The 10918-nt window shown below is 71.5% G+C and carries 6 protein-coding genes; all 6 read right to left on the bottom strand.

The annotated features are described in order from the left end of the window. The coding region (locus ACQUQF_RS17500; RefSeq protein ID WP_435180393.1) for an acetate--CoA ligase at nucleotides 1–1484 on the bottom strand (1484 nt) is incomplete at its 3' end. A gap of 161 nt (nucleotides 1485–1645) precedes the next feature. Then, the gene (locus ACQUQF_RS17495; RefSeq protein ID WP_435180392.1) at nucleotides 1646–3508 is read right to left on the bottom strand and encodes a bacterio-opsin activator domain-containing protein; all 1863 of its coding nucleotides are present in this window, start codon (nucleotides 3506–3508) and stop codon (nucleotides 1646–1648) included. Nucleotides 3509–3768: 260 nt separating this feature from the next. Beyond that, on the bottom strand, nucleotides 3769–5709 hold the full coding sequence (locus ACQUQF_RS17490) for an acetate--CoA ligase (RefSeq protein ID WP_435180391.1): 1941 nt from the start codon (nucleotides 5707–5709) through the stop codon (nucleotides 3769–3771). Between the two features lie 95 nt (nucleotides 5710–5804). Beyond that, nucleotides 5805–8570: a DNA mismatch repair protein MutS gene (gene mutS, locus ACQUQF_RS17485; protein ID WP_435180390.1), complete on the bottom strand. Its 2766-nt coding sequence runs from the start codon at nucleotides 8568–8570 to the stop codon at nucleotides 5805–5807. A gap of 164 nt (nucleotides 8571–8734) precedes the next feature. Continuing rightward, nucleotides 8735–10324, bottom strand: coding sequence for a BCCT family transporter (locus tag ACQUQF_RS17480; protein ID WP_435180389.1), 1590 nt, complete (start codon nucleotides 10322–10324; stop codon nucleotides 8735–8737). A gap of 243 nt (nucleotides 10325–10567) precedes the next feature. Next, nucleotides 10568–10765, bottom strand: coding sequence for a heavy-metal-associated domain-containing protein (locus ACQUQF_RS17475; RefSeq protein WP_435180388.1), 198 nt, complete (start codon nucleotides 10763–10765; stop codon nucleotides 10568–10570). Nucleotides 10766–10918 lie beyond the last annotated feature (153 nt).

The following is a 10918-nucleotide window of genomic DNA, read 5'->3' as shown; positions in this document are numbered from 1 at the left end:
TCGTCGATGTACCGTTCGTCGTTCCTGTAGAGCGTCCGGAGCATCCCCGGCCACGGCTTCTGCACCGTGAGGTAGCCCGCTTCACCCGGTCGGACCTGCTCGCCCTCGTTGTCGACGATCTGGACGTCGACGCCGGGCAGCGGCGGGCCCGCCGAGCCCGGCTTCATGTTCTTCACGCCGGGCAGCGTCGTCACCATCATGCCGCCGGTCTCGGTCTGCCACCAGGTGTCGATGATGGGGCAGGACTCGTCGCCGATGTGCTTGTAGTACCACTTCCAGGCCCGCGGGTTGATGGGCTCGCCGACCGTGCCGAGCAGCCGGAGGCTCGAGAGGTCGTGGCGGTCGGGGTAGTCGCTGCCCCACTTCATGAACGCCCGGATGGCGGTCGGCGCGGTGTAGAGCTGGGTGGCCTCGTAGTCCTCGATGATCTCCCAGAGCCGGTCCTGCTCGGGGTAGTCGGGCGTGCCCTCGTACATCATCGTCGTCGTCCCGAGCGCGAGGGGCCCGTAGACGATGTAGGAGTGGCCGGTGATCCAGCCGATGTCGGCCGAGCAGAAGTACGTGTCCTCCGGCTTGATGTCGAGCACCGCCTGGGAGGTCCAGGCGGTCCAGGCGAGGTAGCCGCCGGTGGTGTGCTTGACGCCCTTGGGCTGGCCGGTGGTTCCCGAGGTGTACATCAGGAACAGCATGTCCTCGGCGTCACGCGACACCGGTTCGACCTCCGCGCCAGCGTGGGCCTCCACGAGGTCGGCGTAGCTCCGGTGGTTCTCGCCCATCGGGTGGTCGTACTCGTCGCCGAGGCGGTCGACGACCACCACGTCGCTGACCTCGTGCTCGACGCCGTCGAGCCCCTCGTCGGCCTTGGCCTTGTGTTCGAGGGGGTCGCCGCGCCGGTAGTAGCCGTCGCAGGTCACCAGGTACTCGGAGTCGGCCGCGTTCATCCGGGTGGCGAGGGCGTCGGCCGAGAAGCCGGCGAAGACCACCGAGTGAGGTGCGCCGATGCGGGCGCAGGCCAGCATCGCGATGGGCAGCTCCGGAATCATCGGCATGTACATCGTGACGACGTCGTCCTCGCCGACACCGAGGTCACGGAGTGCGGCGGCGAACTCGTTGACCTCCCGGTGGAGCTCCTCGTAGGTGTAGGTCCGGTTCGCCTCGTCGGTGGGTTCGCCGACCCACTCGATGGCGGCCTCGTCGCCTCGCTCGTCCAGATGCCTGTCCAGGCAGTTCGCCGAGGCGTTCAGTTCGCCGCCGGTGAACCACTCGTAGAACGGCGGGTTCGAGTCGTCCAGCACCGTGTCGTAGTCGGTCTCCCAGTCGAGGAGGTCGGCGGCCTGCTCCCAGCACTCCGGCCAGTTCTCCTCGAACTCCTCGTAGATGGAGTCGTCGGAGACGTTCGCCTGGGCGACGAACTCCTCCGGGGGCTCGAACTCGTCCTGTTCGGCGAGTCGCGCTTCGAGTTCCACGTCTTGTTCTTCCGGCATGAGCCACGTTCACAATCTCACGACTCCCATTTAAGTGCGGGAACTAACTATCTCAAACGGCTCCTCTCGGGGAATAGACGGTCTCTCGCCCGCGTTGGCAACTTTTTCCGGACGCGGGCGCCTCGCGCTCCCGGAGCCCGTCCGGTCGCGACGCTAAACAGTTAGTGTTCGTCGGGGGTCGCGGCCGGGCGGTCCGGTCCGTCGAACACGGCGTCGAACACCTTCTGCTGGGCCTTCCGGAGGTGGTTGTGGAGCGTCGGCGACGACACCCCCATCGAGGCCGCCAGCTCCTCGGCGGTGCTGCCGCGGGGCCACTCGAAGTAGCCCGAGAGGTAGGCGGCCCGGAGCACGGTCCGCTGGCGCTCGGTGATGCGGTCGTGGACCGCCCGCCGGACGTCGGCCGCGCTCCGGACCGGTTCCTCGACCTCGCGCTTCGACCGCAGGTTCGTCTCGGGGAACGCGGCCTCGACCGCCTCGACGACCCGCCGGACGTCGACTCGCCGGGAGAACACGCCCGTGACGTCGGCGACGCCGGCCTCGACCGAGAGGTCCCGGACCGTCCCGCCGCGCTCGACGAGGATCGACGCGACCGACTCGCCCGAGACCGCGAACTCCAGCAGCGCGCCCTCGCCGTAGTCCCGGATGAGCCGGGCCTCGTCGACCGCCTCGGCCTCGCCCACCCGTTCGAGCACGTCGCCGACCGCGGCCCCGCGGACCGTGACGAAGTACAGCAGCGAGTGGTCCTCGACCGGCACGACCCCCTCCAGCTCGAACGCGCAGTCGAGGTCGGCCGAGGCCGCGACCAGGAACGCGCTGCGGTCGGTGGTCCGCAGCGAGAGCTCGACGCCCGTGTCGGCCAGCAGCAGCTGCTTGCGCGCGACGGCTGTGAGCGTCCGTCCGACCCGGCGGCCCGCGTCCGCGAGGAAGGTCCGGTCGGCCGCCGACACGGTCTCGCGGGCGACGCAGAGCAGCCCGTGGACGGTCTCGCTCGACCGGAGCGGTGCGACCGCGAGCGAACACCCCGCCAGCGACTCGTCGGCGTCAGCTGTCTCGCCGTCGGCCGCCCTGCCGACCGTCTCGACGTCCGACTCGCCGCTAACCGCCTCGACGACCGTCACGTCCGGGCCCTCGCCGGTCAGCGGTCCGGACTCGACGCCGTCGTCCAGCAGGCCCGCGGCGTCGAGCGCGTCGGCCGGCGCGTCCTCGGCGCCCGCCGGCGCGGCGCTGGTCCGGGTCCGACCGCGGTCGTCGCAGATCCAGACCGCGCGGTAGGCCTCGGCGAGGCAGTCGCAGGCGGCCCGCTCGACGTCCTCGCTGGTGGACGCGTCGGCGAGCGCCTCGCCCAGCGCCCCGGCCCGCGAGAGCAGGTCGCGGCTCCGGTCGTCGGCGGTCCGAGGTCGTCGGTCGCGCGGCGAGGGGTCGGCGTACCGGCCGGTCCGACGGGGGCGGCCGCCGGGCGACCCGTCGCCGGGTCGTCCCCGGTCGGCGAAGGCGGCCAGGACGTCGTCGGTGGTCGGTTCGTCGAGGTACGGCGCGAGGCTCCGGAGGTCGGCCCACCCGCCGACCGCCTGGACGACCCGGGCCGCGACGCCCTCCTCGACCAGGAGGCGCCGGGCGAAGTGCCGGCGGAGGTCCCGGCAGGTCACGTCCCGGAGGTCGCCGGTCCGGTCGGCCACTTCGCCGACCAGCATCTGGACGCGCCGGGCCGACACGTCGATTACGGGCTCGCCGGGGTCGACGTCGTTGACGGTGGCGAACTTCCGCAGGTCGTGGGCGACCCGCCGCGGGACGTACGCCTCGCGGGTCTCGCCGTCGCCCTCGCGCACGGTGAGCAGGTAGTGGACCTCGCCGCGGTGCTCGCGCTCGCGGAGGTCCGCCGGCCGGACGCGGACGATCTCCGACGCCCGGAGGCCGACCCGGCCGGCCAGCGCCACCGCGAGGTCCTCGCGGTAGGTCTCGGCGTGCCGGCGGAGTCGCTCGAACTCGGCGGTCGTCAGGTGGTCGTCGGACGCCTCGCCGCTCATCTGTTTCGCGTTCTCGCGCCGAGGCGAATAAACGTTCCGTGACGGAATCGGCGTTGGACGCCGGGATTCGGTCGGCAGATCTGGTGGAACGGTGACTGTCAGGGAGTCTCGTCCGCTTCCAGAGCTGCGGGCAGGGCGCCGAACCGGAGACGGTCATCGAATCGTTCTCAGGACGAACCGGCCACAGGTCCGTGGAAGTCACGGTGTTGGCTATCGAAGCATCCAATTTCGGATTCCTTCTGAAATCCGAAACAGTCCGGCTACTCCCGGTCGAGCAGCGATTCGAGCTCGCCGACGACCTCCGGGTTCCGGAGCGCGCTGGTGTCGCCGAGGTCCTCGCCGTTGGCGATGGCCGCGAGGTACCGCCGGACGACCTTGCCCGACCGGGTCTTCGGGAGCGAGGGCGCGAACGTCACCTCGTCGGGCGCCGCCACGGGGCCGATGGCCTCGGCGGCCGCCTCCCGGACGCGCTCGCGGAGGGCGTCGTCGCCCGCGACGTTCGACGCGGGGCTGACGAACGCGTGGATCTCGGACCGCCGGACGGCGTCGTCGTCGGTCCGGACGACCACCGCGGCCTCGGCGACGCCGTCGACGCCGACGATGGCCGACTCGATCTCGGTGGTGCTCAGCCGCCGGTCCGACACCTTGAGCACGTCGTCGGCCCGGCCCAGCAGGTGGACGTAGCCGTCCGCGTCGCGGACCGCGTTGTCGCCGGTGACGTACTGCCACTCGCCGTCTACGGTGCGGGTCCGGCGGGCGCCCCAGTCGGTCCCCTCGCACAGCGACCGGGCCATCCCCGGCCAGGGGCCGGTGACGACCAGCTGGCCGGCCTCGCCGTCCGGGACGCGGCGGCCCGTCTCGTCGACCACCGCGGTCTCGATGCCCGGTAGGCTCTTGCCGACCGCGCCGGGGCGCATCCGGTCGACCCCGGGGAGCGTCGAGAGCACGATGCCGCCGGTCTCGGTCTGCCACCAGGTGTCGACCACGGGGCACTCGCCGCCGCCGACGTGGTCGCGGTACCAGTGCCAGGCGGTCTCGTCGATGGGCTCGCCGACGGTGCCGAGCAGCCGGAGCGAGGAGAGGTCGTGGCGCTCGGGGTGCTCCTCGCCCCACTTCATGAACGCCCGGATGGAGGTCGGCGCGGTGTAGAACACGTCGACCCCGTTGCGCTCGATGATCTCCCAGAGCCGGTCGTTCTCGGGGTGGTCGGGCGTCCCCTCGTAGAGCACCGTGGTCGCGCCGAGCGCGAGCGGGCCGTACACCGCGTAGGAGTGGCCCGTGATCCACCCGACGTCGGCCGAGCACCAGTGGGTGTCATCGGGCCCGAGGTCGAGCACCGCGTGGCTGGTCCAGGCGACGTGGGCGAGGTAGCCCCCGGTGGTGTGGCGGACCAGCGTCGGCTCGCCGGTCGTCCCGGAGGTGTAGATGAGGAAGAGCAGGTCGTCGGCCGCGCGGGCGACCGGCTCGACCGTCGCGCCGGCGTGGGCCTCCACGAGGTCGGCGTAGGCCCGGTGGTCGCCGGCCGCGGGCTCGTCGTCGAGCCGGTTCACCACCACCTGCTCGACCGCGTGGTCGACCGAGACGCGGGCGTTGTCGGCCCGGCGCTTCAGGTCGAGCGCGGCGCCCCGGCGGTAGTAGCCGTCGCAGGTCACCAGATACTCGGAGTCCGCGCCGGCCAGCCGCGTGGCGAGCGCGTCGGCGGAGAAGCCCGCGAAGACGACGCTGTGGGGCGCGCCGATGCGAGCGCAGGCCAGCATCGCGATGGGGAGCTCGGGAATCATCGGGAGGTAGAGGGTCACCACGTCGCCCTCGCCGACGCCCATCTCGCGGAGCGCGGCCGCGAAGGCCTCGACCTCGTCGCGGAGCTCCCGGTAGGTGTACGTCCGGGTCTCGCCGAGCTTGCCCTCCCACGCGATGGCGGTCGCGTCGCCCCGGCCGGCCGCGACGTGGCGGTCGACGCAGTTGGCCGAGGCGTTCAGCTCGCCGCCGGGGAACCACCGCGTGGTGCCCTCGTCGTCGAGCACCGCGTCGAAGGGCCGGTCCCAGTCGAGCAGGTCGGCGGCCCGCGCCCAGCAGTCGGGCCACCCGGCCTCGCGGAACGCGTCGCGGTCGGCCGCGGTGACGTTCGCCTGCGCGGCGAACGACTCGGGCGGTGCCACCCACTCTCCCCCGCCCGTCTCCTCGGAACTCCTGTCGGCCATCCGTTTCGGCTTTCGCGTTAACCGGGAAAAATGGTTCGCCTCTCAGGGGGTGTCGGGGAGGTGTTCGTGCGAGCTGTCGAACGGAGCGGTCGACCTCACTCCGACTCCTTCAGCTCCGACTTCCACTCCTGGATCTTCGACAGCGCCTCGACCGGCGTCAGGTCGTTGACCGTCGTGTCCAGCACGTCCTCCAGCACCTCCTCCTGCTCGGGCGTCAGTTCCGGCCCGCCCTCGCCGCCCGATTCCTCCGCGGACTCCTCATCGGTCCCCGACGTCTCGAACTGCCCCGAGTCGAGGTCGAACACGACCTGCTGGGTCCCACCGCCCTCGCCACTCCCGCCCGTCTCCCCGCCCCGCACGTCGACGGCCTTGTCCTCACGCAGTCGCTGCAGCACGTCCCGGGAGCGCTCGACCACCGGCTCGGGGACGCCGGCGAGGTCCGCGACGTGGATGCCGTACGAGCGGTCGGTCGGGCCCTCCTCGACCGTCCGGAGGAAGGTGACGTCGCCCTCGGACTCGTCGGCGGCGACGTGGACGTTCCGGACGCCCGGGAGCCGGTCGGCGAGGCCGGTGAGCTCGTGGTAGTGGGTCGCGAACAGCGTCTTGGCCTCGATCTGGTTGGCCAGGTACTCCGTGGCGGCCCACGCGATGGAGATGCCGTCGTAGGTCGCGGTGCCCCGGCCGACCTCGTCTAAGATGACCAGCGAGTCCTCGCCCGCGGAGTGGAGGATGTTGCTGAGCTCCTGCATCTCGACCATGAACGTCGACCGGCCCTGCGCGAGCTCGTCGAGCGCGCCGACCCGGGTGTAGATGCCGTCGACCAGCCCGACCTCCGCCGACGCGGCCGGGACGAAGCTGCCGACCTGCGCGAGCAGGGTGATGAGCGCGGCCTGGCGCATGTACGTCGACTTGCCCGACATGTTCGGGCCCGTGACCACGAGGAACCGTCGCTCGTCGTCCATCCGGAGGTCGTTGGGCACGAACTCGGTGGTGCGCTCGACCACGGGGTGGCGGCCCGCCTCGATGCGGAGGTCGCCCGACTCCCGGAGCTCGGGGCGGACCCAGTCGTTCTCGACGGCGTGGACCGCGAGCGAGGCCAGTGCGTCGAGCTCGGCGAGCGCCCGGCCCACCGACTGGAGCAGGTCGGCGCTCGCGGCGACTCGCTCGCGCAGGTCGGTGAACAGCTCGTACTCCAGCTCGCCGCGGCGCTCCTCCAGCCGGAAGATCTGGCGCTCGCGCTCGTCGAGCTCGTCGGTGGTGTACCGCTCGGAGTTCTTCAGGCTCTTGAGCCGGTCGTAGCGGTCGGGCACCTTCTCGGTCTGGGACTGCCCGACTTGGATGTAGTAGCCGTCGGTCCTGTTCCGGTCGACCTGGAGGTGGGTGATGCCGGTCTTCTGCTTCTCGCGGTCGTCCAGGGTGGCGAGCCACTCCTTCGCCTCCTCGTGCCGGTCGATGAGTTCGTCCAGCTCCTCGTCGTGGCCCCGCCGGAAGAGCCCGCCCTCGGTGACGGTGCCCGGCGGGTCCTCGACCAGCGCCGCCAGCTCCTCGCGGAGCGCGGCGGCCGCCTCGCGGTCGGGCCGCGTCGCGATTTCTGCAAGCGGCGAGTCCGACAGCCGCGGGTCGTTCGCGACGGCGTCGGCGACCGCCGGCAGGAGTTCGAGCGTCTCGCGGACCCGGAGCAGGTCCCGGGCGTCGGCGCTGCCGTGGGCCGCCTTGCTCGCGAGGCGCTCGAGGTCGTAGGCCCCGCCCAGCGTCTCGCGGACCGTCTCGCGGGCCAGCGCCGAGTCGGCGAACGCGGCCACGCCGTCGGCCCGCTCCCGGAGCGCGGGCAGGTCCCGGCGGGGCCGCTGGAGCCACTCCTTCAGCAGGCGCTTGCCCGGGCTCGTGACGGTGTGGTCGAGGGTGGCGAACAGCGACCCCTCGCGGTCGCCCTGCATCGTCTCGGTGAGCTCGAGGTTGCGCTGGGTGGTCGCGTCGAGCGCCACGTGGTCGTCGCCCCGGTAGGACCGCAGCCGGGTCATCGAGGCCTTCACGCCGGTGCCGGTCTCCTCGACGTACGACAGCAGCGCGCCCGCGGCCCGGACCTGGGGGTTTTCGCCTCGCCCGCTTCCCGGTCCGCCGTCGTCCAGTCCGACGCTCGCCAGTGCCTCCTCGCCGAACTGCTCCTTGGTGGCGTGGGTCGCCCGTCCTGGTGCGAACGCGTCGGCCCGGTGGAGCGTCAGCGTGGCGTCGGTGCGCTCCCGGACCCGGTCGAGGAAGGCGTCGTCGTTGCGCACCTCCGGACCGGGCAGCACCTCCGCGGGGTCGAACCGGTAGAGCTCGGTGAACACCGCGTCTGCGGCCGCGTCATCGGACTGCGTCCGATTGCTCGACGAGCTTCGCTCGTCGGCGTCCGGATCCTCGCCCTCGACCTCCGTGACCATGAACCGGCCGGTGGTCACGTCGGCGAGCGCCAGCCCGTAGCGGTCGGCGTCGGCCCGGACCACGCCGGCGAGGTACCGGGCCTCGGCGTCGGTCGTCTCCAGCAGCGTACCGGGGGTCACGACCCGGGTGATCTCGCGGGCGTGGCCGTCGGCGGTCTCGTGCTGGTCGGCGACCGCCACCCGGTAGCCCCGCTCGACCAGCTGCTTGAGGTGGGGCGTGAGCTTGTCGACCGGCACGCCCGCCATCGCGTAGCTCGACCCGTGGCTCGACTTCTGGGAGACCTTCAGGTCGAGCAGGTCGGCGACCTCCTGGGCGTCCTCGCCGAAGAACTCGTAGAAGTCGCCCACCTGCATCACGAGGTAATCGGCGTCGGTCTCGGCCTTGAGCGAGAGGAACTCCCCGACGATGCCGGTGGCCTCGGCGTCAGCTTCGGCCACGGCGACCACCTCCCCGGAGGGACCAGCGCGAGGGCAGAGTCATAGTCGTGTCGGAGGGGCGACGGCGACAAAAACGGTGCGGGTTCGCGGTGAAAGTGGAGGGCGGGACGGTCGCCACCGCGGGACGCGACCGGCGTCGACGCCCGTCGCACCCCGCGACCCGCTCAGTCGTCGTCGGTCGGCGCCGGGTCGGACCGTCGGGTGAGCAGCGTCTCGCTCCTCTCGTCGTCGGTCCCGGTCTGGTCGACGTGGTCCCGAGCGACGACGTAGCTGCCGTACAGGATGACCAGCAGGAACACCGAGAACGGGAGCGCCATCGTGACCGACAGCGACTCGACCGCGCCGAACTTCTCGAGCTCCAGCGACATCATCCCGAAGACCGCGAGCAGCCCGCCCCACCACGCCCGGTTGCGCGGGTTGGGGTCCTCGTCGCCCAGCGTGATGGCCGAGATCATGAACACCGCCGAGTCGAGCGATGTGACGATGTACCCCGCGATGATGAGCACGAACAGCACCGCGAGCGCCGTCCCGTAGGGCGTTATCTGGAGCGCCTTCGCGATGGCGGCGGGTTTGCCCGCGGCGGCCATGGCCGCGGCGACCGGCTCCTGGTAGCCGGGCGCGAGCACCCAGCCGCCGATGAGCGCGTGCTGGACCCAGGTGAGGACCGTCGGCACCACCACGAGGACCGCGAACATCTCCCGGACGGTCCGGCCCTTCGAGACCCGGGCGACGAAGCTGCCGACGAAGATGCTCCACGCCGCCCACCAGGCCCACCAGAAGCCGGTCCAGTTGGCCGCCCAGTTGCTCGACGAGGTCGGGGCGGTGTACAGCGTCAGCCGCAGCATCTCGCTGAGCCAGACGCCGGTCGCGTCCAGCCCGAGCTCGAGCATGAAGACGGTCGGCCCGGCGACCGCGAGCAGCGCCATCGCGGCGCCGATGAGCACCACCGTCCCGCGGGCGGCGTTCCGGATTCCCTTGCGGAGGCCGAGCCAGACGTCGGCGAGGAAGACGACGCCGATGAGCGCGAACACCGCGTACGTCAGCGCCGTCGCCTCGAGGCCGAACACCCGTCCCAGGATGGCGGCCATGGTCTGGGCGCTGAAGCCCAGCGTCGTCGCGATGCCGCCGACCGTCGCGACGAGCGCGGCCAGGTCGACCAGCCAGTAGAGCCCGGGGACGCGGTCCTCGTCGACGACGCTCGCGAGCATCGAGCTGATCTTGTAGTCGCCGACGCCGTGGGTGTAGACGGTGACCCCGAACGCCATCGCGACCGGGAGGTACCACATCGCGAGCCCCGGGAACACCTCGTGGACGAACATGAACGCCAGCGCCATCGACTCGACCGACGCGCCCTGCACCGGGTAGGGCCGGGGCGGCGGGTGCCGGACGATGGAGATCGGCTCGGCGACGCCCCAGATGAGGATTGAGGCGCCGAAGCCGACGGTGAACACCATCGACAGCCACGAGAACAGGTCGAACTCCGGTTCGGCGTCGGGCCCGCCGATGCGGACGGTCCCGTACTCCGAGACCGTCAGCGCGAGCACGGCGACCAGCAGGACGAACCCGAGGAGGATGAACCACCACCCGAAGTAGGTGAGGACCCACGTCTTCGCGGCGGTGAGCGCGGCGCTCAGCGCCGACGGGCGCAGCAGCCCGAACCCGCCGAGCGCGAGCATCACGGCCATCGCCACCGAGAACAGCACCTTCTCCGACCGGTCGGCCCCGTCGAGGCCGAGGAGGTACCACGTCCTCATCGCGTTCACCCGGCCAACGTCGCGTCCGCGCCGCAGCTATCCGACTGCCCAACGTCGCTACCGCTCTCGGCGTTCCGAGTCACTGTCAGACTACCCGCAGGCTATCCAACGGCTCCTGAAAAAAGCCGGTGTCTCGACCCGCGTCGGGGAGACGGTAACACGCCCCGGGCGACCGGCGGCGAGCCGTCGACCGGCGGCGGTGCCCCGCGACTCACCGCCGTCGGCCGTCCGCTCGGCGCGGCCTCAGACCTTCGCGGTGTAGCCGGCGTCCGCGACCGCGGTCGCGATGTCCTCGTCGCTGGCGTCGCCCTCGATGGTCACGCTGTCGGACTCGTTGTCGGCCTCCGCGTCGGTCACGCCCGGCAGATCCCGGAGCGCGTTCTCGACGTTCTCCTCGCAGCCGCCGCAGCTCATGCCTTCGACGGTGATCTGTTTCGCCATGTACGGTAGTTGGGGCGCGTCCCTTTTCGGCGTTTCCCCTTCGTCTCTCGAACTCGAACCGAGCCGCACTTTGGAAAGAAAGGCGCGCGGGGTCCGGGTCGCGGATTCACCGCCCCGACCGGCTCGTTCGCGGCGTTGTGGATTAGCCGCAAT

The sequence above is a fragment of the Halorussus sp. AFM4 genome (assembly GCF_051194995.1).
Lineage (GTDB): Archaea > Halobacteriota > Halobacteria > Halobacteriales > Haladaptataceae > Halorussus.
The sequence above is the reverse complement of the archived record's forward strand: the minus strand, read 5'-3'. Positions and strand labels throughout refer to the sequence as shown.

Coding starts and splice junctions, on each gene's coding strand:
- ACQUQF_RS17495 (WP_435180392.1), bottom strand. CDS start 3,508: ATGAGCGGCGAGGCGTCCGACGACCACCTGACGACCGCCGAGTTCGAG.
- ACQUQF_RS17490 (WP_435180391.1), bottom strand. CDS start 5,709: ATGGCCGACAGGAGTTCCGAGGAGACGGGCGGGGGAGAGTGGGTGGCA.
- ACQUQF_RS17480 (WP_435180389.1), bottom strand. CDS start 10,324: ATGAGGACGTGGTACCTCCTCGGCCTCGACGGGGCCGACCGGTCGGAG.
- ACQUQF_RS17475 (WP_435180388.1), bottom strand. CDS start 10,765: ATGGCGAAACAGATCACCGTCGAAGGCATGAGCTGCGGCGGCTGCGAG.